This is a genomic window from Shewanella seohaensis (assembly GCF_023283775.1).
Taxonomy (GTDB): Bacteria; Pseudomonadota; Gammaproteobacteria; order Enterobacterales; family Shewanellaceae; genus Shewanella; species Shewanella seohaensis.
On the sequence record NZ_JAKILE010000003.1, the window covers coordinates 77,192 to 101,113 of the forward strand.

Here is a 23,922-nt window from a genome sequence, read left to right on the forward strand (position 1 = left end):
AGGCGGATTGAAAGCTTTCGCGCGGAGTTGACTCCTGTCAATGAGCACGAAAGCTGAGATTCAACGCCGCAGTAGCGAGCCTAAGCAGCAATTATTATTCATAGTCTGATAACGGCACACACGCACAGAACAAATTACGGTCGCCGTACACGTCATCAATACGATTCACGGTCGGCCAGAACTTGTTAGTACGCACTGCGGCACTTGGGAACACGGCCACTTCACGGCTGTATGGGCGTGAATCGAACGCTGGATCCATAATATCGGCCATAGTGTGTGGCGCGTTGTGCAGCGGGTTGTTGTCCGCTGGCCACTCGCCTGCTTCAACCTTAGCGATTTCGGCGCGGATTGACACCATAGCATCGATAAAGCGGTCCAGTTCAACCTTAGACTCAGATTCGGTTGGCTCAATCATCAGCGTGCCCGCTACTGGGAAGCTCATGGTTGGCGCGTGGAAACCGTAGTCGTTCAGACGCTTAGCGATATCCATTTCGGTCACGCCAGAGGCTTCTTTGATTGGACGCAGGTCGATAATACATTCGTGCGCGACGCGATCGTTACGGCCACGGAACAGTACTGGGTAGTGTTCAGACAGCTTCTTCATCACGTAGTTAGCGTTTAACAGCGCGGTTTGAGTCGACTTTTTCAGGCCGGTTGAACCGAGCAGCTTAATGTACATCCAGCTGATTGGCAGAATGCCAGCACTGCCGTATGGCGCGGCAGAAACCGCACCGTTGTTATCGCTTTCGCGGCCTGGTTTCACCACTACGTGACCCGCTACGAACGGCGCTAAGTGCGCTTTCACGCCGATTGGGCCCATACCTGGACCACCGCCGCCGTGTGGAATCGCGAAGGTTTTGTGCAGGTTAAGGTGCGATACGTCGGCACCGATAAAGCCTGGAGAGGTTAAGCCAACTTGGGCGTTCATGTTGGCGCCGTCCAAGTACACTTGACCACCGTGCTGGTGCACAATGTTGCAGATTTCGCGGATAGATTCTTCGTACACACCGTGGGTCGATGGGTAAGTGATCATGATACATGACAGGTTTTCTGCCACTTCAGCCGCTTTGGCCTTCAGATCTTCTAAATCTACGTTACCTTGCTTGTCACAGGCAGTCACAACCACTTGCATACCGGCTAATTGCGCCGATGCTGGGTTAGTGCCGTGGGCAGATTGTGGGATTAAGCAGATGTTTCTGTGGGCTTCGCCGCGAGACTCGTGGTATTTACGAATCGCCAGCAGACCCGCGTATTCACCCTGTGCGCCAGAGTTAGGTTGGATACACACGGCATCGTAACCTGTGACATTCACTAACCATGAAGACAGTTCTTCAATCAGTTGAGTGTAACCCTTGGCTTGATCCAGTGGGCAGAATGGGTGCATGTTAGCAAATTCTGGCCAGCTGACTGGGATCATTTCAACCGCAGCGTTTAACTTCATGGTGCATGAACCCAATGAAATCATTGAGTAGTTCAGTGCTAAGTCTTTGCTTTCGAGACGCTTGATATAACGCATCATCTCGGTTTCGCTTTGGTAGCGATTGAAGGTTGGGTGGCTCAGGATGGCATCTTCACGCACTAAAGAAGCCGGAATCGATTGGCTACCTTGCGCCACGATTTGCGCGTCTAATGCGGCAACGTCTAAGCCATGACCAGCACCTAAAATCACATCGAACAGGGCTTCGATATCGGTGCGGATAGTGGTTTCATCTAAGCTCACGCCAACGATGCCGTCAGCATCGAAACGCAGGTTCATTTCAGCGGCCAGCGCGCGAGCATTGACTGCTGCAACGTCTAAGCCTTTGATGCTGATCGTATCGAACCAAGTGCTGTTCACTAAGCTCACGCCTTTAGCTTGTAAGCCAGCGGCTAAGATATCGGTGAAGCGGTTAATGCGTGATGCGATGGTTTTCAGGCCTTGTGGGCCGTGGAATACGGCGTAGAAAGACGCCATGTTCGCTAACAGAATTTGCGCGGTACAGATGTTTGAGTTGGCTTTTTCGCGGCGGATATGTTGCTCGCGAGTTTGCATCGCCATACGCAGTGCGCGGTTACCACGGGTGTCCTTTGACACACCGATGATACGGCCAGGCATAGAGCGTTTGTGCTCGTCACGGGCCACGAAGAAGGCCGCGTGTGGACCACCAAAGCCCATCGGCACACCGAAACGCTGCGCGCTACCGAAGACCACGTCGGCGCCCATGGCACCCGGTGATTTCAGTAATACCAGTGACATGATGTCGGCAGCCACAGTCACAACTACGTTCTTCGCACGCAATTCGGCGAATAAGTCTGTGAAGTCAGTGATTTGACCGAAACGGTTTGAATACTGGAACAGGGCACCAAACAGTTCGTGGTTTACCGCTTCATGGGCAGGACCTACCACTACTTCAAAACCAAAACACTCAGCGCGAGTCTTCACTACGTCTAAGGTTTGTGGGAATACGTCATCGGCTACGAAGAAGATGTTGGCTTTTTTGGCTTTAGACACACGCTTAGCCAGCGCCATCGCTTCGGCAGCGGCTGTCGCTTCGTCCAGCAGTGAAGCAGAGGCTAAATCTAAGCCGGTTAAATCCATAGACACTTGTTGGAAGTTTAGAATGGCTTCTAAACGGCCTTGGGCGATCTCTGGCTGATAGGGCGTGTACGCCGTGTACCAACCTGGATTTTCGAAGACGTTACGTAAAATCACATTAGGCACTTGGGTACCGTAGTAACCCATACCAATGTAGCTTTTGAAGACTTGGTTTTGTTTGGCTAAACCACGAATGTAAGCAATGCCTTCGGCTTCGCCGCAGGAATCACCAATGCTCAACTCTTGGCTTAAACGGATCGACTCAGGCACGATTTGCGCAGTCAGATCGTCCAGAGACTCAGCACCAACGTAGTTCAACATTTCTTGTTGTTGGCTGCTATCCGGGCCGATATGGCGACGTAAGAATAAATCGTGCTGTTCTAACTGAGTGAGGGTTTGCTTGGTCATGATAAACCTTGTTCCAGATTTGCCGTAGCTCAGAACTGTAGGGTACTGATAAACGGGCTATTGTTATGTCAAACTTGCGCTAAAACAAACGAAGCCCCTTGGGGCTTCGTTAGCGTCGACGATTATTCCTCGTCGATGACAGCTTGGTAACCTTCTGCATCGAGCAGAGCGTCAACTTCTGATTCATCAGAAGGCATAACGCGGAAGAACCAGCCTTCGCCGTAAGCGTCGCTGTTTACGAGCTCTGGAGAATCTTCCAGTGCTTCGTTGACGGCAATCACTTCACCAGAGATTGGCGCGTAGATGTCAGAAGCCGCTTTCACTGATTCTGCCACTGCACAGTCGTCGCCTGCAGTCACAGTGTCGCCCACTTCTGGCAGCTCAACGAAAACCATGTCACCTAACAGCTCTTGAGCATGCTCAGTGATACCCACAGTGTAGCTACCGTCTTCTTCCTTGCGGATCCATTCGTGTGAAGAGGCGTATTTCAGTTCTGTCGGAATATTGCTCATTGTTCTTGTTCCTTGTTCCGTTTTTTTAAAATGCTTGTTTACCGTTGCGCACAAAGTTTGGCGCTACTACTCTAACAGCCACGCGCTTTTTACGCATTTCGACTTCCGCCGTATCCCCAATCGAGTTAGGAACACGCGCCATCGCAATAGAATAGCCCAATGTTGGCGAGAAAGTACCGCTAGTGATCACGCCTTGCTGCTCAACACCCGCTGCATCGGTGAAAAATACTGGCATATCATGGCGTAACACGCCTTTTTCTTCCATCACCAGACCGACTAATTTGTCGGTACCCGTATCGTGCAGGGCTTCAAGCGCCTTACGACCGATAAAGTCACGGTCAGTTGGCTCCCATGCGATGGTCCAGCCCATGTTGGCGGCCAGCGGGTTGATGGTTTCGTCCATATCTAAGCCGTAGAGGTTCATACCAGCTTCGAGACGTAATGTATCGCGAGCGCCTAAACCACATGGTTTAACGCCTTGATCTAACAGAGCTTGCCACAGTGCTTCGGCTTCAGTTTCTGGCACGATGATCTCGTAACCCACTTCACCTGTGTAACCTGTGGTGGCAATAAACAGAGAACCAGTTTGCTTACCGAAGAAAGGTTTCATGCCTTCGATGGCGGCATTTTGCTCGCTACTGAATACGGCGGCGGCTTTGGCCTTAGCGTTAGGACCTTGAACGGCGATCATCGCCAGCTCAGGACGCTCAGTCACAGTGACATCAAAACCTTGGGATTGTTTGGCAATCCACGCTAAGTCTTTTTCGCGGGTCGCGCTGTTAACAACAACACGGTAGAAAGTGTCGGTGAGGTAGTAAGTGATCAGGTCGTCGATGATGCCGGCATTGTCATCTAACATGCCGCCGTATAAGGCTTTACCAGGAACTTTAAGTTTGGCCACATCGTTTGCCAGCAACTTACGGAGGAATGCACAAGCGTCGGTTCCGGTCACATCAACCACAGTCATGTGGGACACGTCGAACATACCTGCGTCTTGACGCACGGCGTGGTGTTCTTCGATTTGTGAACCATAGTTGAGGGGCATATCCCAACCGTGGAAGTCGACCATCTTAGCGTTTGATTCTAAGTGCTTGTTAAACAGAACAGTTTTATTAGCCATTGTTATCCCTTTTTTGCGGCCTTTTTCAGGTCTCTGCCTAGCGTAGGGTGATACAAATCCGGCTAAATATCTGGCTAATCGGCATTTCACTTCCACGATGCATCAATTTGAAAGGTGATTCTTTCTGTATCAATGCGTCTGTCACTGCAACGCCTGATTTGCTCTGAATTAATCAGATATTTATCGTGATTGGTATAAGTACTAGGGTCTAAAATGCGGCGAAATTATACCTTGCGTCACAAATTTGTATACAGGAGATTTTTCTAATCCGAAGCCAGTGTCATTAGATTTTCTCATCTTCAACATGTAATTTTTTTACATACGAAAGCGAGATTTGCGCAGCCTGCAATCAAAAGATATACCCAAATAACCAGAAGATGCCGGATTCAGCGGGAATTTAACGCACTTTAGGCAAGGCGGTTATTTGAGGACCTAGTGGGCTAAGTTAAGAATAACCAACACAGCATAAAGTGCGTTAAAACCCGCCGGGACGGAGCGTCTAGGGCGCGCCACTTCTGCGTTGCATCAATTCAAAAGGTACCCGACATTTTCTCATTGATGCGCCTTGAATTGGCGCACCTTAGGCGCTCTGAAACTCGTATCTGCTGGTTATTTGGGTATACGGATATTATCAGCAATTATGATTACATTAGCGCAACCGAGGCTAGCGACATAACTTGGGGAGTGAGGACTTATTGCCCATGGCCTGTTGCATGAACACTGTTTTCAGCCCAGCGACATTATCAACGAGGTTGAGTCCCAGATCGCGAATGGCTTTTTTAAGAGGATTGCTCCCCTCGAACAGGCGCTTAAAGCCTTCCATCGCCGCAATCATCTCCATCGCATCGGCCTTGCGCCAACGCTCAAGGGCGCGCAGCTGGGCATAATCGCCAATATCCTTACCCGCCTCGTGTAGCTCGCCGATGACTTCGATAATGCTGGCAGCATCAAGGAAGCCTAGGTTTACCCCTTGGCCAGCTAATGGGTGAATAGTGTGGGCCGCATCCCCCGCGAGCACTAAACGGTGGCGGGCAAAATGGCGGGCGTAGCGCATCCGCAGTGGAAAGGCTTGGCGTTCACTCTCAAGCTTGCAAATACCGAGGCGGCCATCGAAGGCGGCGGTGAGATTGCGCTCGAACTGCTCTGGCGCCATCTCAAGTAATTCGGTGGCGCGCTCTGGCGGCACTGACCAGACGATGGAGCTGAGGTTATCTTCATATAAGGGCAAGAAGGCCAGCGGGCCGTCCTGCAAAAAGACTTGGCGGGCGGTGGCAAGGTGCGGCATTTCACTGCGAATGGTCGCCACGATCGCATGATGGCCATAATCCCAGAAGGTTAACGGGATCTTACATTGTTCGCGCACCCAAGAATTGGCACCGTCGGCGGCAATCACCAGTGCGGCGCTAACACTCTCAATGTCAGCATCGGCGCCATTGGCTAAGGTCAACCAAGCTTCGCGCTCACCAAAGGCGATACGCTCTATGCGCTGGTTTTCGATATGGGTGATATTGTCAAATTCACTGGCGCGCTTGGCGAGGGCGTAGCTGATGGCATCATTTTCGATAATGGCGCCAAGGCTAGGTTCACTGATGCTGCTGGCATCGAAGGCGATTTTACCAAAGCCGTCTTTATCCCATACCGCCATTTTTTGATAGGGCGTTGCACGGCTGGCATCGACATAGTGCCAAGCGCCGAGGTGCTCGAGTAAACGCTGGCTCGCCTTGTTGATCGCGCTGACCCTAAGCCTTGGCTCACCGCTCACGGCTTGGGTGCTTTGAGCATCGATCACGACGACATTCAAGTTGGCCTGCGCCAATCCTATCGCGGTGGCGAGTCCCACCATGCCGCCACCCACAATGGCAATGTCATAGGCTTGTGAACTTAACATGGGTACATCCTTTTCGCGTTGCGATACCAGTAATGATTATTTCCAGCCCATCGCCTTCTGCGCGACGGGGGTTTTCAGTGGCGGGAACCAAGATAACAGACGCAATCCCAGATTACGCCCAAGGGCCAAAGGCCAATATTGGTTAGAGAAGCCACGGACTAAAAATTCAATATTGCGAATAGTGCTGTTTCTATCCGCCTCACGGACCTGCAAATAGCCATGGGTAACGGCGACACCGCCGATATCTTCGCCCTGCGCCAGCGCTAGTTGCAGCACATCGAGCAGGCTGACGACATCCCGAAGGCCCAAGTTAAACCCCTGCCCCGCAATTGGGTGCAGAGTCTGCGCCGCATTGCCGATAAACACACATCTATGGTGAATCGGCCTTGGCATGTAGGACAGGTTTAACGGATAAGCATGGCGCTCACTAACGTCGATAAACTGGCCTGCGCGATAGCCAAAGGCTTGCTGCAACGCAGCTAAAAACTCGGCCTTGGGCGCGGTGAGCATCGCTTGCGCGCGGTGATTATCGAGTGCCCAGACGAGGGATAAACGTGGTTGGCCTTGGCTATCAGCCATCGGTAATAATGCCAGTGGGCCAGTCTCGGTAAAGCGTTCATAAGCCCAGTGCTGATGCGGCTTATCGGTTTGCAGATTAGCGATAATCGCGGTTTGCTCAAACGCCACTTGGGTAATGGGCAGATTAAAACTGCTGCGCACCTTGGACTGCAAGCCATCGGCCGCAACCACCAGCTTGGCGCAAATCCGCTCGCCGGAATCGAGCACTAAGGTGTGACTCTCGTTAGCCGGAATTAACTCTGACAGTTTGGCAGGGCAATACAGCTTAACCTGAGTTTTATGAAGCTCGCTAAAGAGCACTTGGCCAACTCTTTCAAGCTCGACCACTTGGCCCAGCGCATCTAAGTGAAACTGACTGGCGTTGAGTTCCGTCATCCCAAAATGGCCGCGATCGGATACGTGGATATCCCTAATCGCCGTGCCTAAATGCGCCAGTTTCGGCCATAAACCTAAACGGGATAACTCGAAGATGGAACCATGGGCAATGGCGATGGAGCGGGCGTCAAAGCCGGGGTGGCTATTATCGGGAAGATGCGCCTCGATTAAGGCAATAGATAAAGGTTTTTCAGTGCCAGACAAACGCGCTAAGGCCAGCGCAAGGGTCGCCCCCGCCATGGCGCCACCAACAATGGCAATATCGACATTTTGAACTGAATTATCCATGTGCTCTGCTACCGTCATGGGGTTCTCATTCAAGCTATGGCATGGCTAAAAGCGTTTCGCCATCAGGATGTTAGATTTGAAACTCATTAAAGGCGGAATCGTTCCGCCTTTCTCTTTCTACGATTAGTGGATCACCGCAGGATCGTCGCCCTCTCCGTGGCTCGGCTCTGGGCCAAACTCGGAGTAACACAAAATGGCGGCAATACGGACAAACTCCAGCAACTCAGTGTAAGCCGTTTCCGATTCTTCATCTTCGGTCACGTCAAACTCAACCTGAGCAATCTCCGCCAGATCTTTGATCACTTCACGCACTTCGGCCGAGGCTTTATTCAGCTTTGGCTGGATAATCGCGATGCCGGTTAAGAAGCTTTGCGTCCACAGTGATAACGCTTCAACGCGTTGACTTAACGGTTCTTCCTCTTCGGGAAGCAGTGGCATAAAGCCAAACTCAAAGTCGCCTAAACGGGCAACCGAGTCTTGGAATAGCTCACACACCAATTGATGCAGAGGCGCTGGTAAAGGTTGACCATCATTCATCAGGTCAAATAAAGGTTTAATCCACAGATCGCCAGTTTGATCTACGCCACCGCAGATTAACCCCACAAGGGCACCGTGCACTTCCACGGGATGCTGACCAATTTCAGCCGCATCGAGGGCGATTTTTAAGCTGTCGATACGTAACGAAGGAGGGGTAGCCATATCAGGTTCCAATCAGAATTTTCCAGCAGCAATGCTAGCAGAGATAAAGACTTGAACCAACTCTGATCCGGCATTCTTGGGGGCGAAGATAAAAATTCCGGCAACTGCTCACACAAGCAGCAAACAAAACGGCGAATGTGCAATCCATCGGCGGCTCACCTTGCACTTTTAATATCAGCCCTATATAGTCCGCCCTATCGATGCCAACGAAAGGATCATCTTCGAATGAGTAATAGTGCAGTTGAAATCACCCTACTGGGGCGCACCTACTCTATCGCCTGCCCGAAAGGTCAGGAAGATGCCCTACGCGTTGTGGCGCAAGGTGTTGAGCAACAGCTCATCTCGATGAAAAATCGCACCAACAGCTTAAGCCGCGAAGAAATTGCTATTATGGCGGCGCTGAATATTGGACACGAGTTGTACCAAGAAAAGCAAAAGAATAAGCACTATATGAAACAAATGGATGACCGCATCAGCCTGTTGCAGTCAACCTTGGAAAACGCCTTAGTTGAGCGTTCAACCAAATAGATTTAGACTGTGCCACTCGGTGCCAAGCACCATCTATCTGAGAAGAGTTGCACAGTGAATGGCTAAACTGGCCTATACTTTTTAAGCCAAGATTTTAGCGATTCAATACCGTTTTTGCTCCCTGGGGTGCAGGCCAACTGGTAATGTCCCTGTGCCGATAATTTTGATCTCAGGGTGAATGCTTTACTGACATTGAGCATGCTCGGCTCGTACCGAGAAGCCTTAGGAGGTAATCATTTACCCGCCTTGAACCTACGGTTCAAGGGCTACACCGGTAGCGGCATTCTGGGGAGCATCTTATTTATGTCTATCACTTCACCTGTCTCGAACACTTCGGCCCCAACAGTCAAGGGGCCACACGGTACTCAGTCTGCAATTGATACCCAGTCGCTAAGCCCAACTCTAAGTCCAACGCTAAGCCTAAGCCCAACGCTAAGCCGCGCCGAATTGCGTAAACAGATCCGCTTAGCTCGCCGCTCGCTTTCGACAGAGCAGCAGGCAGAGGCAAGCCTTGCCGCGGGTCAGCGAATGCTCGAAAAACTTAACGCGCTGAATGCCCAACATGTCGCACTTTACCTCACCCACGATGGTGAACTGGCAACCGCTCCGCTTATCGAAGCGCTTTGGCAACAGGGGATTCACACCTATCTGCCACGGCTCCACCCCTTTAATGCTGGGCAATTATTGTTTTTACATTACCACGCCGACTCGCCAATGCTGCCGAATCAATTTGGTATTTTAGAGCCTCGGCTAGATGTGCGTAACGTTATGCCGATTGAGCGACTCGATGTGGTGATCACCCCGTTGGTTGCCTTTGATATCCAAGGTAATCGTATGGGCATGGGCGGCGGCTATTACGACAGAACGCTAGCTAATTGGCACAGCAAAGGCAAACCACTGCCCATGGGGTATGCCCATGATTGCCAACAAGTACCGAGCCTGCCATGCGAACATTGGGATGTGCCCTTACCGACTATTATCACCCCAAGCCGCGAATGGCTGTTCGACTAGGCCCTTTAGTTGAATCAGCCCAGCTACTCGTTTAAACCCTGCTAATCGTTTAAATCCAGTGACTTTTTTAAACTCAGTACTTGATTAAGTTCACTGCTATTACGCCGCCTTACTTTAAATGCCGCCCACCATCGACATTGTGGCTACGCCCTGTAACGTAGCGGCTCGCCAATAGATAATCCACTAAGGCGATAATCTCCTGATTTCCAGCTTCTTTTGGCAAGATGGCCTTAGCCAAGGTCTTTTGCCGGTAGGCTTCATCATCGCTTGGATTAAAGAGGATCATTGCCGGCGCAATCGCATTCACTTTGATCTCAGGTGCCAATTTTGCCGCAAAGGATAAGGTTAAGTTATCCAGTGCCGCCTTACTGGCCGCGTAAGCCATGTGCTTGGCGCTGCCCTTTTCGGCCACATAATCGGTGAAATGGATAATATCGCTGGCGCCAATCTCGCCCTCGGCTCCCGCTCGCAGCTGTGAGGCAAAGGCCAAGTTCATTTGATAGGGCACGCTCACGTGCACCTGCATCATGCGCTGCATGACTTCATGGGCGGCAAGGCTTGGGCTGTTGTCTGGCAGCCAGTCAGAGGCATTATGGATAATGGCGCGGATTTTGGGATATTGGCTCAATTGCTCAATCAGGGTTTGCAGCTGCGCATTATCGTAGAAGTCGCATTGGATTAGAGTCGCGCCCAAAGACTGCAACTCATCGATGCTGGGATAATGGCTGCGATAGGTGCCAATCACCTTGTGCCCTTGGGCGAGCAAGTGTTTCGCGAGGGCGTAGCCAATGCGTTTACCCACACCAGTGATAATAATGGGAGCTGTCATATTCATCCTGTTATTTGCCGAGTACGGGCTTATGTGTTCAATGTAGGGCAAATCTAGTTAGCCAAATCATCAATAAAACAGTGTAATACACAGAATGTTACTGTCTTTATCGTCCTGCGCCTAATCATAAAGGCATTAAATGCTGCATGATTTAGATCTAAAATGATGGCGCCCGCGTATACTCAAGGCCAGCTTAATCGAGGAAGCCCTATGGAACTGCGGATTTTTTACGACGGCAATTGCCCTTTATGTAGCGCCGAAATGCGTCAGCTTAAAGCGCGCGATCCCGATGATCGCATCGAGCTTGTGGATCTTAATGCCGAGCATTTTGGCGCTCGCTTCGGCTATATCGATAAAGAGTACGCCAATGCCATTCTGCATGGTGAGACGGCGTCGGGGGAGATTTTGCTTGGGCTCGATGTCACCTGCAAAGCTTGGGGATTAACGGGTACGCGCCCTTGGGTGCAGATGCTACGCTTACCACTTATCAAACCTATTGCGGATTGGTGCTACCTGAGATTTGCCAAGCACAGATACCGCATCTCTTATTTACTGACAGGCAAGGCGCGTTGCGACAATCAATGCCAACTGCCTAAGTAACTAGCCTCAAGTAAAGACTCACATTTAGCCCATAAAAAAACGGAGCCATTGGGCTCCGTTTTCTGATAATCCAGATGGATTACTTAACGAAATCAACGCCTAGTTTGATATCACCTTTCAGCGTATCTAACATAGAATCACGGGCGTTAGCTTCGAATGCGCTCACTTCACCGTAAGGCAGTACTTTTTCGATACCGTTTTTGCCTAACAGCACTGGTTGAGCGAAGAATTCAGCGTGCTCGCTGCCGCCGTCAACGTAAGCACATTCAACGATGTTAGCTTCGCCTTGCAGACCACGAACCAGAGACATACCGAAACGGCAAGCCGCTTGACCCATAGACAGAGTCGCGCTTCCGCCACCGGCTTTAGCTTCAACCACTTCAGTACCCGCGTTTTGGATACGCTTGGTCAGAGAAGCCACTTCTTCATCAGAGAAAGTCACGCCTTCAACTTGAGACAGTAATGGCAGAATAGTCACACCGCTGTGGCCGCCGATTACGTTCACTTTAACGTCAGCAACGTTTAAGCCTTTTAATTCAGCGATAAAAGTTTCAGAACGGATAACGTCCAGAGTAGTCACACCGAACAGACGGTTCTTGTCGTAAACACCCGCTTTCTTCAACACTTCAGCCGCGATAGCAACAGTAGTGTTTACTGGGTTAGTGATGATACCCACTAACGCTTTAGGGCAAGTTACTGCCACTTTCTCGATCAGGTTACGCACGATACCTGCGTTGATGTTGAACAGATCTGAACGATCCATACCAGGCTTACGCGCAACACCAGCAGAAATTAGAACAACGTCAGCACCTTCCAGTGCAGGCGTTGGATCTTCACCAGCAAAACCTTTGATTTCTACCGCAGTAGGGATGTGGCTCAAGTCAACCGCAACACCCGGAGTAACCGGTGCGATATCGTATAGAGACAGTTTAGAACCCGCAGGTAATTGAGTTTTTAACAGTAGGGCGAGAGCCTGGCCGATACCACCAGCAGCACCAAGTACAGCAACTTTCATAGTTATCTCCGTTATTTCTCGGATATGTGTGACATGGATCTAATTTCCGTTGGCGTCACATTACTGGAATGTCACGTTAATTTCAATTATCCCTTAGTCGTGGAGACAAAGTTTTAGCGAAACTGAGCATTCCAATGTTGAATATTTACTCTAGTTCAATATCAATACCGACAACACGGCTATCTAGCCATCCGTAATTTGCATTTTTATTCAGTCATAATGGTTATTTGTTGACACTTTGACCAAAACTATTCAAAATACGCCTGTTTTTTTGAATAAAGAATAAGACTATGCAAACGACCAAGAATCAGGATGACCTTGTTAGAATTTTTAAGGCGATTTTAAAAGAGGAGCGCTTTGGCTCCCAGAGTGAAATTGTCGCCGCTTTACAAGCAGAAGGCTTTAGCAATATTAACCAATCGAAAGTGTCTCGGATGCTGAGCAAGTTCGGTGCAGTGCGCACCCGCAACGCTAAGCAGGAGATGGTTTATTGCTTACCCGCCGAACTCGGCGTGCCTACCGCAGGCAGCCCGTTAAAGAACTTAGTACTCGATGTTGACCATAACCAAGCCATGATTGTCGTTCGCACCAGCCCTGGCGCCGCGCAATTAATTGCCCGTTTATTGGATTCCATCGGTAAACCTGAAGGGATTTTGGGGACCATTGCCGGAGACGACACTATCTTTATCTGTCCATCCAGCATCCAAGATATCGCCGATACCTTGGAAACCATCAAATCTTTATTCAACTACGCAGAATAAAAAAACAGGTCAGCTTGCTGACCTGTTCTGTTTTATCTGTACGCTTTTCAGTCCAACATTGCCCTCGTTTCAGGGCTGGTGTCCCGATTACGTTACAGAATAAGACCTATCTGTTGGTTTGGATGACGCACACCGAGAACAAACACTCGTCACCCCAAGCTTACAAACCTGAGCACTCAGCCACAGTTCGTCAGCCTTAGTAGGCCACACTGATCCTTTGATTAAGATGCGCCGCTTTTTCTGCTTCATCGAGCATCGCTTTGGCGTAGTCGGCTACTGAAATCTTGCTCTGGCCATTCGCATCGGTAAAGAAGCTATCGCCACCTAAACGGTAAGGGCCTTCGCTGGCGCCTGGGTAGATTTCTGCCGCTGGGCTAACAAAAGTCCAGTTAACAGTAGTATTGGCGGCGCGAAATGCCTTCAATGCCTCACCTTGAGCCAAGGCCTCATCCTTATAAGCGGGCGGGAAATCTGGCGTAGACACTAAGGTCACTCCCGGCGCGACTTCTAAACTCCCCGCACCACCAACCCACAATAAACGTGGCACTTTAGCCTGTGGCAACACGGCTAATAGATTATTAACTGTTTTCGCCACTAAGCCGTGATTCTGCTCGGCGCGGCCGCCCACTGAAGCAATTAACACATCCACGCCTGCAAAGGTTTCAGCGGTTAATGGCTGAGTCAGGTCAACACTACGCACTTCTGCTGGCGTTTCACCAAGCTTGCTTGGGTCACGCACTAAGGCAACCACTTCATGACCACGGCTCTGCGCCTCGTTAAAAATGGTTCCGCCAATCCAACCTGATGCACCTAATACTGCAATTTTCATTTGATAAGTCTCGCTACTGATTTAAATTGAGACCAGTTTACTTGCGACACTTCACGTGATAAATATCGATAAATGAGCATGATTGTTTCAGATTGAGATACTAATGGATAAAATCGCCGCCATGCGTAGCTTTATCGAAGTGGCCAACTGTGGCAGCTTTACTAAGGCCGCAGAACACCTCGATCTGAGTCGCCTACAGGTTTCACGTCATATTCAAGAAATTGAGCAGTGGCTGAGTTTACGTTTACTGCACCGCACGACCCGCAGCGTGAGCCTCACTCTGCAGGGTGAAGAAGCACTGCAATATTGTCAGCGAGTGCTGAGCGAAGTCGCCGCAATGGAAAGCCGCGCCCATAGTCATAACACCGAATTAGTAGGCAGTATTCGTATTGCCACGCCCGTCGGGCTTGGGCAACACAGTCTGTTTGATGTGGTCGATCGCTTTATAAAATTACACCCCAAGGTCAATATTCAGCTGTTAATGTCAGACAGTTTTGCTCAATTAGTGGATGAGCGGGTGGACGTGGCACTGCGCTATACCGAGCAGCCCGATGAGAATTTGATTGCCCGCAAACTGATGAGCATAGATGCCGTGCTGTGTGCCGCACCCAGTTACTTGGCTCAAGCCGAGCCTTTAACCGTCCCTAACGATCTGCTCCGCCATAATTGCCTTATCCATAATTCGCAGCAACATTGGCAGCTACTCAAGGAGCAACAGAGTGAGCTGATTAAACCTATGGGGAATCTGATGGCGAATGAAATGGGAGTGCTTGTCAGCGCCGCGTTGCGCGGACATGGGATTGCCTACTTGCCCTGCGACTTAGCCAATCCCTATCTGGCCAGCGGCCAACTACAAGAAGTGCTCCCCGAATACACGGCGCCAGGGCAAACCCTTTGGGCTGTGTATCTCTCCCGCAGTTATCAACAAGCGCTAGTGCGCGCCTTTATCGATTTTACCGCCCAGCAGTGGCAGCAGGATTTCAGCAAGTGGACGGCATCGAGCTAAGCCCACAAACAAAAACGCACTGAGGCTTTAAGGCTCAGTGCGTTATCTAAGGTTTTACGCAGGCTTAATTATCGAATTGCATCAAAAAATCTAAGCTTGGGGCGAAGAAAGAAGAGCCCGTCAAGGCGCTGGTGAAGTGCATCAAATGGTCGTGATTACCCGCGCCATCACCAAACACCATGCTGTGGAGCATCTTCTCGAAGTGCTCTGGCGTACGGCAGGTTGAAATAAACATCAGCCCCTGCTCCTTGAGCGAACCGTAAGGCATGCTCTGGCGCAAAATCTCAATCGACTTGCCGTTGTCATCCTTGAGGTTTACCCGCTTGATATGGCTGGTTAATGGCTTATCTTCGGACTCGTATTCGATATTGTCTTGCTTGGTACGACCGATAATATCTTCTTGCTTTTTAAGCGGTAATCTATGCCACTTACTCAAGTTGTGGGCGTACTTTTGCACGTGAATGTAGCTGCCGCCTTTAAATTCAGGATCTTCATCCCCGACTAAGGCGACCTCTTGACGATGGCGTCCTTTAGGATTTTCGGTGCCATCCACAAAGCCCGTTAAATCGCGACTATCCATAAATCTAAAGCCGCGCTCCTCTTCGACTAACTCGACTAAGTCTTCGAACATTTGGCTGATTTCGTTGGCGACTAAATGCAAAATGTCGTAGCGGTCGCAGCGAATATGCACAAACAGATCGTATTCGATCGCAGGCGCCTCACGGTTACCCGCTTGCATCGCTGGGAATGGTTTGAGCATTTCGGGGCGAGCATCGGGATAGAGGCTGTCCCAATAGTTGGCGCCTATGCCCACAAAACCATTGAATGCGCTGTCGGAATATTGATCCGTCAACTCATAAATATACTGCGCAACGTTGGCAATACAGGGACGCAATTGCGATTCAACGTTATCGTTGTCGCTCGCATTAAACATCAAATAGACGCTATGTAAGTTTCCCTCTGCACACACACCCAACTGTTCACGCGGCATATTTTGAATATCCATCTGGTTATCACCCTTTTGTCGATTCATTTTCGGCAATATTATCCGCAACTTTACCTGAAAATGACATTAAGTAACGCACAGTTTGTCCGTCTTTGTAATGTAAACACGTTTGTAGACTGGAATATAAAAATTGACGAGGCCATTACGCCTCGTCAATCAGTCTTACGCAAGCTTCGGCGCTCATTACGCCGCAAGCAAATTATGCCTTAGTAACCCGCGGCATAACCGTCTTTACGGCTTTCGGAGGCGCCGCGGTAAACGCCCGTTTCCGCATTAAAACCAATGGCTTGATATCCGCCAAAATCACCAAGCCCATCGCGGAGCACATGGCCTTTCTTAATCAGCTCACGGCGAGTTTCAACGGGGAAGCCTGATTCTAAGCTCACATAGCCACCGTCATTCATCACCTCGCCCGTAGGCTCGGTCGAACCTGTGTGCAAAATTCTGGGGGCATCGCCCGCTTCTTGCAAGTTCATTTTAAAATCAATCAGATTAACAATGATCTGCGCGTGCATTTGCGGCTGCGTTGCACCGCCCATCACCCCAAAACTTAGCCAAGGTTTACCGTCTTTAGTTACAAAGGCGGGAATAATGGTATGGAAGGGGCGCTTACCAGGCGCGTAGGTGTTGAAACGACCTTCGGTGAGATCGAACATCTGCCCGCGATCCTGCAGTACAAAACCGAGATCCGGTGGCGTCATACCTGAGCCCATGCCGCGGTAGTTACTCTGGATCAGCGACACCATATTGCCGTCTTTATCCGCGGTAGTGAGATACACAGTATCCCCATGTTGCAGCGCAGGATTACCCGCATCGACACTCTTAGCCGCCTTGTTTAAGTCGATAAGTTTGGCGCGATCGTAATTGTATTGCTGCGAAATCAGCTCTTTAACAGGCACTTTGTTAAAGGCCATATCGGCATAGAATTTCGCGCGGTCGGCAAAGGCAAGTTTTTTAGCCTCTACGAATAAATGCACATATTCGGGGCTGTTAAAGCCCATGGCCGCGACATCGAAGGGCTCCATGGTTTTTAAGATCTGTAGTGCAGCAATCCCCTGCCCATTGGGCGGCAATTCCCACACATCATAGCCACGGTAGTTGGCTGATACGGGTTCAACCCAGTCGCTAGTATGGCTGGCTAGGTCTTCATAACTGAGGTAACCGCCTTGAGCCTTCATGTATTTATCTATGCTCTTGGCAATGTCGCCCTTATAGAATGCGTCGCGACCGCCCTTGGCAATTTTCTCGTAGGTGTTTGCTAATGCAGGATTTTTGAAGATTTCTCCTACCGCAGGCATTTTGCCATTGGGCATATAGGTTTCTTTAAAACCGGGGAATTGACCGAGTTTTTTACCACTGCCATTAAGATAATAAGCAATCAGCTCAGAAACGGGGAAGCCTTCGCGGGCATAACGAATCGCTGGCGCTAAATTATCGGCCATCGGCAGTTTGCCGAACTTATCGTGCAGCTCGAACCATCCATCCACCGCGCCGGGAACCGATACAGGCAGCGGCCCAAAGGGCGGTAAGTAATCTAAGCCGAGGGATTTAAGCTTCTCTAGGGTTAAGGATTTGGGGCTACGACCCGAGGCATTGAGGCCATAGAGCTTTTTATCTTTAGCGCTCCAGACAATGGCAAATAAATCGCCGCCAACCCCGGCACCAGTAGGCTCGACTAAGCCCAGCATGGCATTGGCCGCAATCGCCGCATCCACAGCACTGCCGCCCTGTTTTAACACATCAATCGCCACCTGTGTCGCCAGCGGTTGGCTGGTCGCCGCCATCCCATGGGTGGCATACACTTCTGAGCGCGTCGCAAAGGCTTTACCCGTTATCCTATCCATGGCCAATACTCCCGATGACGACATTGCTGTCGCCACTGTGACTAAGGTACAAATTGATTTTATTGTTTTTATCATAATTCCTCCCACTCTGGAGGAATTAAGGTAACAAGGAAGGCTGAAAATATCAGCAATCTAGAGGTTTTTTGCCCAAGTTAAACGTAAGCAAAGATGTCATACTTTATGCTGATACAGTGACATATCCTCTGCGGCCTGCTTAAGACTCAAACAGCACCAGAGAATGTGGCTCAGTGCTTAACCCCACTCGCTGGCCAACATTCAACTGCATGATTTGACTGCGCACTTCAACATAATGGGCGTGGGACGCCGCCTCGACTTTCACCCAATAATGGCAAAATGCCCCGAGGAAGCGCCGCTCGGTAATGGTCCCCACACCCGCATCATCGGCGCTAAGCGCCAATTGCTGTGGCCGCAAAAACACTTGGCCATTGAAAGCATGGGATTGCGACAAGGGCGTCAGGCTGCGCAGCTCACCAATCGGGGTGGCAACACTATGGCCATCGAGCACTTCGGCGGGTAAGTAGTTACCACTGCCAAGAAAATCCGCCACATAGCGGCTATTGGGCGCGGCATATAAGTCCTCGGCGCGGCCATGCTGCACTATCACGCCTTGGTTGAAAATAGCCAAGGTATCGGCAAAGACGAAGGCCTCATCCTTACTGTGGGTCACAAATACCGCGCTGACATTACGCTGTTTGAGTATGCTGCGGATCTCCGCCATCATGCTGTGGCGCACTTGGGCATCGATATTCGAAAAAGGCTCATCGAGTAACAGTAATTGCGGCTCATAGGCTAGTGCGCGGGCAATCGACACCCGCTGCTGCTGTCCGCCGGATAGCTCATGGGGATAGCGTTTGGCTAACCCTTCGAGCTTCACTAGGCCGAGCATGTCATCTAACCGCGCCTTGCGCTGCGCAGGCGTTAGTTTTGCCACACCAAAGAGAATATTCTCGGCGACGGTCAAATGGGGGAACAAGGCATAGTCTTGGAAAATCATCCCGATCCCCCGTTGCTCACTCGGCACAAATTGCCCTGCGCCGCTAACCGTCTTGCCATTGATTTTAATTTCACCTTGGCTGATGGCCTGCAATCCTGCAACCGCCCTCAGCAAAGTCGTTTTGCCGCAGCCACTTGGGCCTAACAGCGCAAGGATTTCCCCTTGAGCCAAGGTTAAATCTAAGCCTTTGAGTACCTGTTGGCCCTGATAATCGCTATGAACTTGATGAAGATTGAGGGTGCTGGTCATCGGCTATCTTGCTCCAAGGAACGGTTTAAATAAATCAGCGGGACTAAGCCCACGAGCACAATCACAATAGCGGGCAAGGCGCCATGTTCAAGCTTTTCGTCTGAGACAAACTGGAAGACATGGGTCGCAAGATTCTCAAACCCTATGGGACGCAACAACAATGCCGCCGGTAATTCTTTCATGCTTTCGATAAATACCAACAACGCCCCAGCAAATAAGCCTTTGGTGAGTAGCGGTAAATGCACTCTTTGCAATAGTCGTCTTGGGCTCTGCCCCAGAGTCAGACTCACCATGTCCAGTGACGGCGAAATGCGTTTATAGCTGGTCTCAACACTGCCGATAGCGATAGCCACAAAGCGCACACAAAAGGCAAAAACCAGTGCGGCCGTACTGCCCGTAAGCAGGAGCCCAGGGCCTGTCATCCCCAACCAATCGGCTACGTCATTGATTGCAAAATCGAGCAGGGTTAATGGCACCAATACGCCAATGGCGAGCACTGTGCCAGGCAAGGCATAGCCAGTCGATGCTAAGCGTGATGGCAGCGCATCGCTCGACCTTGGGCTCACGCGGCGAATAAACATCAATATCAATGCAATCGTGCAGCACACTAGGCTAGTGATGAGTGCGAGGCTCAAGCTATTCACGCTCAATTGCCAGAAAATCGGATCCCAGCTCTGCTCAAAATAATCGATGGCATAGGAGAGTAAAATCCCGCTTGGCAGCACAAAGGCCAGCACTAACAAGGTGATGCAATAGCCGAGAGCAAACAGGGTTTGCATCGGTGAGAGCCGATATAAATCGCTCGCTTGAATACGGGACTGCTTTTGGAATAACTGCTGCTTACGGCGAGCAAAACGTTCCATTCCAATCAGACTAAACACTACCAAGAGAATAATGGCCGAGAGCTTAGCCGCCGCAGTCAAATTGCCATAACCCAGCCAAGTGTCGTACACGGCAGTGGTCAGGGTTGGTACGGCAAAGTAGTTAACCGTAGCAAAATCCGCCGCGGTCTCCATCGCCACTAAGGCTACGCCCACGGCCAAGGCGGGCCTTGCCATTGGCAAAGATAAACGCCAAAAACTCTGCCACGGCGAGCAGCCCATAATTCTCGAGGCGTGGGCCAAGCTTAGGGATTGCTCCATAAACGCGGTGCGCGCCAACAGATAAATATAGGGAAAGAGCACCAGCGACAACACACATGCCGCGCCGCCTAAGGTACGAATATCGGGGAAAAAGTAATCCTGCGGTGAACTCCAACCAAACACAGAACGAAGCCCAGTTTGTACTGGGCCGGCGTAATCGAGTAAATCGGTATATACGTAGGCAACAATGTAGGCAGGCATGGCCAAGGGGAGCAATAATGCCCATTGCAGATAACGCCTAGCAACAAACTCACAGCGCGCCATTAACCAAGCGCAGGGCAGTGCCAACAAGAGTGAACCAATACTCACCCACAGGATCAACCATAGGCTGTTGGAGATATAAGTAGGTAATACAGTGGAGAGCAGATGACCAAAGACGGCCTCATCGGGCTGCGCCGCCTGAAGAATTAACGCAAAGAGGGGTAACACCAGTAGCGCGGCTATGGCATAACCAGTAAGCGACCAGCTTCTGGCTAATCCTAAAATCATGTGGATCCTTTAACCTAAGTGCGCCAATCAAGGCGCACTTTTCACTTTTACTATTTCTAGTCGTTATAAGCGCTCAACTAGAGATCGAACTGAACTTCATCTAACAGTTTCACCGCCGCTTGATGGTATTCCGCCAGTTTGAAAATCGGTAATTGGTCGGATTTAAACTCGCCCCAAGAGGCGACCAAGGTTGAAGGCGCGACATCGGCTTTGACTGGATACTCCATGTTCACTTCGGCATAGGCTTTTTGTGCCACATCCGCAGACAGAAACTCCATCAACTTGATTGCATTGTCTTTATTCGGCGCATGGCGAGTGAGCACCATACCAGAAACGTTCACATGGGCACCGCGATCGGCTTGGTTCGGGAAGTTAATCACCACTGCCTCTGCCCAGCTCTTTTGCTCTGGATCTTGCAGCATATTGCCATAGTAGTAGCTGTTACCAATGGCGATATCACATAAGCCCTCTTTAACCGCCTTCACCTGCGCCCTATCGTTACCTTGAGGCTTGCGTGCTAAGTTGGTTTTCACACCTTGCAACCAAGTCTTAGTGTCGGCCTCACCGTGGTGGGCGATCATAGACGCCACTAAGGCGATGTTATAAGGGTGCTTACCACTGCGCGTACAGATCTTGCCTTTGTACTTAGGATCGGCCAACTCTTCGTAGCTGATGGCTTGTGGGCCGAGGCGATCTTTTGCCGTATAGAGATTACGCACACGCATCGTTAAGGCATACCATTGTCCATCGGGATCGCGGTATTGCGCGGGGATATTGCTATTGAGCTGCTCACTTTTCACGGGAGCCGTCAGGTCTTTGTCGACCAATTCAACCAAGCGAGAGAAATCTGAAGTTAACACTAAATCCGCAGGGGATAAACGGCCTTCGCGGGCGATACGCTCGGCAATACCGTCTTTCGCAAAGACAAAATTGACCCCAATGCCCGTTTCCTCCGTAAAGCGCTTCAGAATAGGTTCAACCAGAAACGGCTGACGGTAGGAGTAAACGGTTAATGTCTCATCAGCGCTAGCCGAATTCGCAACCGACATTAACCCAAGTAAAGCGGCACAAGTTACCCATTTCATTCGCGATTTCTCCCCAAAATGATGACAGCAAGCGTGAGTCAATTCTTAAGACTATTAATGATAATAGTTATCAGTTGCGCAAGAGTAATAGATCAAATGAACTAGGGCAATAGGTTGATTAACTTTTTGTTTTTAATGAAATAAAACTTAAAACTGGTGATTATCTCAAACCAAACTAAACTGAACCTTAATTCGCTTAAAATACATGAGGAGGCGGTATGTTGGGCGTTTTACTACTGCTGGTCATCGCGGTAGCGCTACTCGCATTGCTGACACTCAAGCGAGGCCCTAAAAAGCGCAAGCACTTTGTCAAACTCATGGAAACCGCAAAAAATAAAAATCAACGAGTTGCAGGGCAAGATCGCCGCTTCCACTGTGTCAGTATCGAAAATGACGGCAGTTGTTGTGATCAGGTAGATGAGCTCAAAGGGAAACGTTTTCTATCGAAGGAAGCCCCTGAGCTTCCCATGGAAGAATGCACTATGGCCAATTGCCAATGCCGCTATCAACACTATGATGATAGACGCCAAACGGGTAATGATCGTAGGGTCGATTACGGCATAACGAAGGATCTCTACGGCGCGTTTGGTGAACATAATCGCCGTGAGACCCATAGAGGCCGCCGCTCGACAGACCATTAAACGCCTTTTACGCTGGGCGAGTTTCCACAAACGCTGGGAGATCGCGCATCTCACTAAACCAGAGCGAGGTCGCGGGAGCCACTTTACGCCAATCAAGCTCTGGATGTCTGAAATCCACATAATCTAATAAGCAAATTAAGGCTAATTGTGGCGCCTGAATCGTTGCCTGAGTGATCACGCTCTGATGTTCCATTTGCATCAAACCACGCAGCAGCGCTTGCTCAAAACGCGATGTCCAAAAGGCCGATCTTACCCCTTCCTCTTCACGCATTTGTTCTTGGCGCAATTTTACTGCGCTATCGATAAGACCTTTGATCATCGAATATTGGCACTGTAATACCCAATTATTCACTTGGCCACCGAACATCTGCTGCTCACCTAATTCGGCGTCTAAATAGCGCATAATCACTTCGCTATCGAAGATAGGCACACCATCGTTGGTGATGAGGCAAGGGATCTGCCCAAGCGGGTTAACATCGAGCAGCTCGGCGGTGTTTTCCATCGGATTGACTAAGACTTCTTCGATATCCTTAATCCCTAAATAACGGATTAATGTGCGAACACAGCGAGCATAGGGTGAAGCGAGGGAGCAGAGCAACTTCATCAAAAAATCCTTCTATATGACTGACATTAAAACGATTAAGACTAATTATTTGTCATTAACACTCAACCAATTACCAATACTTCTCGACGGTAATTTGTCCCGGAGCGCGGCGTAAATTCTTTGCGAGTCCCTTGTCGAGCAACGCGGCCTGTGCGCCACTGATCATCCCCGGATTACCACAAATCATTACCTGTGAATCCGCCGCGCTGAGCGCTAAACCGACTTTAGCTTCAATCTCTCCCGAGACTAAGCCATCGGGGATACGACATTGCAGTGCATCGTCAAGCTTTTCACGGGTGACGGTTAAACACAGGATAAACTGATCAGGATATTGCACCGAATAAGCCTTTAATTTATCAAGGTAAGCTAAATCTTTAGCTTCGCGGACACCATAGACGAGTACGACTTTTTCGAAACGCTGCCAAGGCTCGGCTGTATCGAGCATAGATAAGAATGGCCCCACGGCCGTGCCCGTGGCTAACAGCCATAAGTGACGGCCTTGCCCTTCCCCCTTAGGGATCTCATCTAAAGTCATAAAGCCTGTGGCTGTGGGGGTGATCTCGATTTCATCCCCGATGGCAAGATTTTGTAATTGTGGGGATAACTGGCCCTCTTCTACGGCCACAGCCAAGATTTCGGCATAGGGTTTATCGGGGGAATTAACCAGGGAATAGGCTCTAGCGACACGCTTATCATCTTGCAGCTGACTGAGTTTAATAAATTGACCCGGAATAAAGGGCGCCAGTTCGGCCGCTATCCGCAGCGAAAATAATTTATCACTCCAATCAATACGTTCAATAACACGTCCCCTAGTCCACATAACT

General features: G+C 50.1%; 22 protein-coding genes and 1 other RNA gene. 7 read left to right on the forward strand and 16 right to left on the reverse strand.

What is annotated here, in order from left to right; translation table 11 throughout:
- Window positions 1-94 precede the first annotated feature (94 nt).
- The 6 genes from gcvP to L2713_RS04220 all read right to left on the reverse strand — a co-directional run bounded on the left by gcvP (window position 95) and on the right by L2713_RS04220 (window position 8,444).
- Window positions 95-2,983, reverse strand: coding sequence for an aminomethyl-transferring glycine dehydrogenase (gene gcvP, locus L2713_RS04195; RefSeq protein WP_248967040.1), 2,889 nt, complete (start codon window positions 2,981-2,983; stop codon window positions 95-97).
- Between the two features lie 122 nt (window positions 2,984-3,105).
- Window positions 3,106-3,495 (reverse strand): glycine cleavage system protein GcvH, encoded by a 390-nt coding sequence (gene gcvH / locus L2713_RS04200; protein WP_011071083.1) that lies wholly within the window; start codon window positions 3,493-3,495, stop codon window positions 3,106-3,108.
- A gap of 25 nt (window positions 3,496-3,520) precedes the next feature.
- A complete protein-coding gene (gene gcvT, locus L2713_RS04205) occupies window positions 3,521-4,615 on the reverse strand; it encodes a glycine cleavage system aminomethyltransferase GcvT (protein ID WP_248967041.1) in 1,095 nt (364 codons plus the stop codon).
- Window positions 4,616-5,279: 664 nt separating this feature from the next.
- Window positions 5,280-6,503, reverse strand: a complete 1,224-nt coding sequence (locus tag L2713_RS04210) for an FAD-dependent oxidoreductase (protein WP_248967042.1) — start codon at window positions 6,501-6,503, stop codon at window positions 5,280-5,282.
- Window positions 6,504-6,539: 36 nt separating this feature from the next.
- Window positions 6,540-7,763 carry a 2-octaprenyl-6-methoxyphenyl hydroxylase gene (ubiH, locus tag L2713_RS04215; RefSeq protein WP_248967043.1) on the reverse strand — a complete coding sequence of 408 codons (1,224 nt, stop codon included), beginning with the start codon at window positions 7,761-7,763 and terminating at the stop codon, window positions 6,540-6,542.
- A gap of 105 nt (window positions 7,764-7,868) precedes the next feature.
- Window positions 7,869-8,444, reverse strand: a complete 576-nt coding sequence (locus L2713_RS04220) for a UPF0149 family protein (protein WP_089066962.1) — start codon at window positions 8,442-8,444, stop codon at window positions 7,869-7,871.
- A 225-nt stretch (window positions 8,445-8,669) separates the two neighbouring features.
- On the opposite strand from L2713_RS04220, the gene L2713_RS04225 reads away from it, so the two are divergent.
- The 3 genes from L2713_RS04225 to L2713_RS04235 all read left to right on the forward strand — a co-directional run bounded on the left by L2713_RS04225 (window position 8,670) and on the right by L2713_RS04235 (window position 9,983).
- Complete coding sequence (locus L2713_RS04225) at window positions 8,670-8,972, forward strand: cell division protein ZapA (RefSeq protein ID WP_089066961.1); 303 nt, start codon at window positions 8,670-8,672, stop codon at window positions 8,970-8,972.
- Between the two features lie 115 nt (window positions 8,973-9,087).
- Window positions 9,088-9,268, forward strand: a non-coding RNA gene (ssrS, locus tag L2713_RS04230) — 6S RNA.
- 7 nt (window positions 9,269-9,275) lie between these two features.
- Window positions 9,276-9,983: a 5-formyltetrahydrofolate cyclo-ligase gene (locus L2713_RS04235; protein WP_248967044.1), complete on the forward strand. Its 708-nt coding sequence runs from the start codon at window positions 9,276-9,278 to the stop codon at window positions 9,981-9,983.
- A 109-nt stretch (window positions 9,984-10,092) separates the two neighbouring features.
- On the opposite strand, the gene folM is transcribed toward L2713_RS04235, so the two are convergent.
- Complete coding sequence (gene folM, locus L2713_RS04240; protein ID WP_248967045.1) at window positions 10,093-10,812, reverse strand: dihydromonapterin reductase; 720 nt, start codon at window positions 10,810-10,812, stop codon at window positions 10,093-10,095.
- Between the two features lie 210 nt (window positions 10,813-11,022).
- Between folM and L2713_RS04245 the strand changes: the two genes are divergently transcribed.
- Entirely contained in the window at window positions 11,023-11,412 is a 390-nt protein-coding gene (locus tag L2713_RS04245; protein WP_248967046.1) for a thiol-disulfide oxidoreductase DCC family protein, read from the forward strand.
- A 79-nt stretch (window positions 11,413-11,491) separates the two neighbouring features.
- Here the strand turns inward: L2713_RS04245 and mdh are convergent, their stop codons facing one another.
- Complete coding sequence (mdh, locus tag L2713_RS04250; protein ID WP_011718296.1) at window positions 11,492-12,427, reverse strand: malate dehydrogenase; 936 nt, start codon at window positions 12,425-12,427, stop codon at window positions 11,492-11,494.
- Between the two features lie 290 nt (window positions 12,428-12,717).
- Here mdh and argR point away from each other — a divergent pair, with 290 nt between their 5' ends.
- A complete protein-coding gene (argR, locus tag L2713_RS04255; RefSeq protein ID WP_011624073.1) occupies window positions 12,718-13,188 on the forward strand; it encodes a transcriptional regulator ArgR in 471 nt (156 codons plus the stop codon).
- A gap of 196 nt (window positions 13,189-13,384) precedes the next feature.
- Here the strand turns inward: argR and L2713_RS04260 are convergent, their stop codons facing one another.
- A complete protein-coding gene (locus L2713_RS04260; protein WP_248967047.1) occupies window positions 13,385-14,017 on the reverse strand; it encodes an NAD(P)-dependent oxidoreductase in 633 nt (210 codons plus the stop codon).
- Between the two features lie 103 nt (window positions 14,018-14,120).
- On the opposite strand from L2713_RS04260, the gene L2713_RS04265 reads away from it, so the two are divergent.
- Entirely contained in the window at window positions 14,121-15,023 is a 903-nt protein-coding gene (locus tag L2713_RS04265; protein ID WP_248967048.1) for a LysR family transcriptional regulator, read from the forward strand.
- Window positions 15,024-15,087: 64 nt separating this feature from the next.
- Here L2713_RS04265 and L2713_RS04270 read toward each other — a convergent pair whose 3' ends face one another.
- From L2713_RS04270 to L2713_RS04290, 5 genes are all read right to left on the reverse strand, one after another.
- Complete coding sequence (locus L2713_RS04270) at window positions 15,088-16,029, reverse strand: Dyp-type peroxidase (RefSeq protein WP_011624076.1); 942 nt, start codon at window positions 16,027-16,029, stop codon at window positions 15,088-15,090.
- A 206-nt stretch (window positions 16,030-16,235) separates the two neighbouring features.
- Window positions 16,236-17,948 carry a gamma-glutamyltransferase gene (gene ggt, locus L2713_RS04275; RefSeq protein WP_248967049.1) on the reverse strand — a complete coding sequence of 571 codons (1,713 nt, stop codon included), beginning with the start codon at window positions 17,946-17,948 and terminating at the stop codon, window positions 16,236-16,238.
- A gap of 139 nt (window positions 17,949-18,087) precedes the next feature.
- Entirely contained in the window at window positions 18,088-19,137 is a 1,050-nt protein-coding gene (locus tag L2713_RS04280; protein ID WP_248967050.1) for an ABC transporter ATP-binding protein, read from the reverse strand.
- Complete coding sequence (locus L2713_RS04285; protein WP_248967051.1) at window positions 19,134-20,768, reverse strand: ABC transporter permease; 1,635 nt, start codon at window positions 20,766-20,768, stop codon at window positions 19,134-19,136. Before L2713_RS04285 ends, L2713_RS04280 begins: the two co-directional genes overlap by 4 nt.
- Before the next feature lie 77 nt (window positions 20,769-20,845).
- Complete coding sequence (locus L2713_RS04290; RefSeq protein ID WP_248967052.1) at window positions 20,846-21,853, reverse strand: Fe(3+) ABC transporter substrate-binding protein; 1,008 nt, start codon at window positions 21,851-21,853, stop codon at window positions 20,846-20,848.
- A gap of 218 nt (window positions 21,854-22,071) precedes the next feature.
- Between L2713_RS04290 and L2713_RS04295 the strand changes: the two genes are divergently transcribed.
- Complete coding sequence (locus L2713_RS04295; RefSeq protein ID WP_086902757.1) at window positions 22,072-22,494, forward strand: hypothetical protein; 423 nt, start codon at window positions 22,072-22,074, stop codon at window positions 22,492-22,494.
- 7 nt (window positions 22,495-22,501) lie between these two features.
- On the opposite strand, the gene L2713_RS04300 is transcribed toward L2713_RS04295, so the two are convergent.
- Both L2713_RS04300 and L2713_RS04305 read right to left on the reverse strand, forming a co-directional pair.
- On the reverse strand, window positions 22,502-23,098 hold the full coding sequence (locus L2713_RS04300) for a glutathione S-transferase (RefSeq protein ID WP_011718305.1): 597 nt from the start codon (window positions 23,096-23,098) through the stop codon (window positions 22,502-22,504).
- Window positions 23,099-23,168: 70 nt separating this feature from the next.
- A complete protein-coding gene (locus L2713_RS04305) occupies window positions 23,169-23,918 on the reverse strand; it encodes a ferredoxin--NADP reductase (RefSeq protein WP_248967053.1) in 750 nt (249 codons plus the stop codon).
- Window positions 23,919-23,922: the final 4 nt, after the last annotated feature.

Coding starts and splice junctions, on each gene's coding strand:
- gcvP (WP_248967040.1), bottom strand. CDS start 2,983: ATGACCAAGCAAACCCTCACTCAGTTAGAACAGCACGATTTATTCTTA.
- gcvH (WP_011071083.1), bottom strand. CDS start 3,495: ATGAGCAATATTCCGACAGAACTGAAATACGCCTCTTCACACGAATGG.
- gcvT (WP_248967041.1), bottom strand. CDS start 4,615: ATGGCTAATAAAACTGTTCTGTTTAACAAGCACTTAGAATCAAACGCT.
- L2713_RS04210 (WP_248967042.1), bottom strand. CDS start 6,503: ATGTTAAGTTCACAAGCCTATGACATTGCCATTGTGGGTGGCGGCATG.
- ubiH (WP_248967043.1), bottom strand. CDS start 7,763: ATGACGGTAGCAGAGCACATGGATAATTCAGTTCAAAATGTCGATATT.
- L2713_RS04220 (WP_089066962.1), bottom strand. CDS start 8,444: ATGGCTACCCCTCCTTCGTTACGTATCGACAGCTTAAAAATCGCCCTC.
- L2713_RS04225 (WP_089066961.1), top strand. CDS start 8,670: ATGAGTAATAGTGCAGTTGAAATCACCCTACTGGGGCGCACCTACTCT.
- L2713_RS04235 (WP_248967044.1), top strand. CDS start 9,276: ATGTCTATCACTTCACCTGTCTCGAACACTTCGGCCCCAACAGTCAAG.
- folM (WP_248967045.1), bottom strand. CDS start 10,812: ATGACAGCTCCCATTATTATCACTGGTGTGGGTAAACGCATTGGCTAC.
- L2713_RS04245 (WP_248967046.1), top strand. CDS start 11,023: ATGGAACTGCGGATTTTTTACGACGGCAATTGCCCTTTATGTAGCGCC.
- mdh (WP_011718296.1), bottom strand. CDS start 12,427: ATGAAAGTTGCTGTACTTGGTGCTGCTGGTGGTATCGGCCAGGCTCTC.
- argR (WP_011624073.1), top strand. CDS start 12,718: ATGCAAACGACCAAGAATCAGGATGACCTTGTTAGAATTTTTAAGGCG.
- L2713_RS04260 (WP_248967047.1), bottom strand. CDS start 14,017: ATGAAAATTGCAGTATTAGGTGCATCAGGTTGGATTGGCGGAACCATT.
- L2713_RS04265 (WP_248967048.1), top strand. CDS start 14,121: ATGGATAAAATCGCCGCCATGCGTAGCTTTATCGAAGTGGCCAACTGT.
- L2713_RS04270 (WP_011624076.1), bottom strand. CDS start 16,029: ATGGATATTCAAAATATGCCGCGTGAACAGTTGGGTGTGTGTGCAGAG.
- ggt (WP_248967049.1), bottom strand. CDS start 17,948: ATGATAAAAACAATAAAATCAATTTGTACCTTAGTCACAGTGGCGACA.
- L2713_RS04280 (WP_248967050.1), bottom strand. CDS start 19,137: ATGACCAGCACCCTCAATCTTCATCAAGTTCATAGCGATTATCAGGGC.
- L2713_RS04285 (WP_248967051.1), bottom strand. CDS start 20,768: ATGATTTTAGGATTAGCCAGAAGCTGGTCGCTTACTGGTTATGCCATA.
- L2713_RS04290 (WP_248967052.1), bottom strand. CDS start 21,853: ATGAAATGGGTAACTTGTGCCGCTTTACTTGGGTTAATGTCGGTTGCG.
- L2713_RS04295 (WP_086902757.1), top strand. CDS start 22,072: ATGTTGGGCGTTTTACTACTGCTGGTCATCGCGGTAGCGCTACTCGCA.
- L2713_RS04300 (WP_011718305.1), bottom strand. CDS start 23,098: ATGAAGTTGCTCTGCTCCCTCGCTTCACCCTATGCTCGCTGTGTTCGC.
- L2713_RS04305 (WP_248967053.1), bottom strand. CDS start 23,918: ATGTGGACTAGGGGACGTGTTATTGAACGTATTGATTGGAGTGATAAA.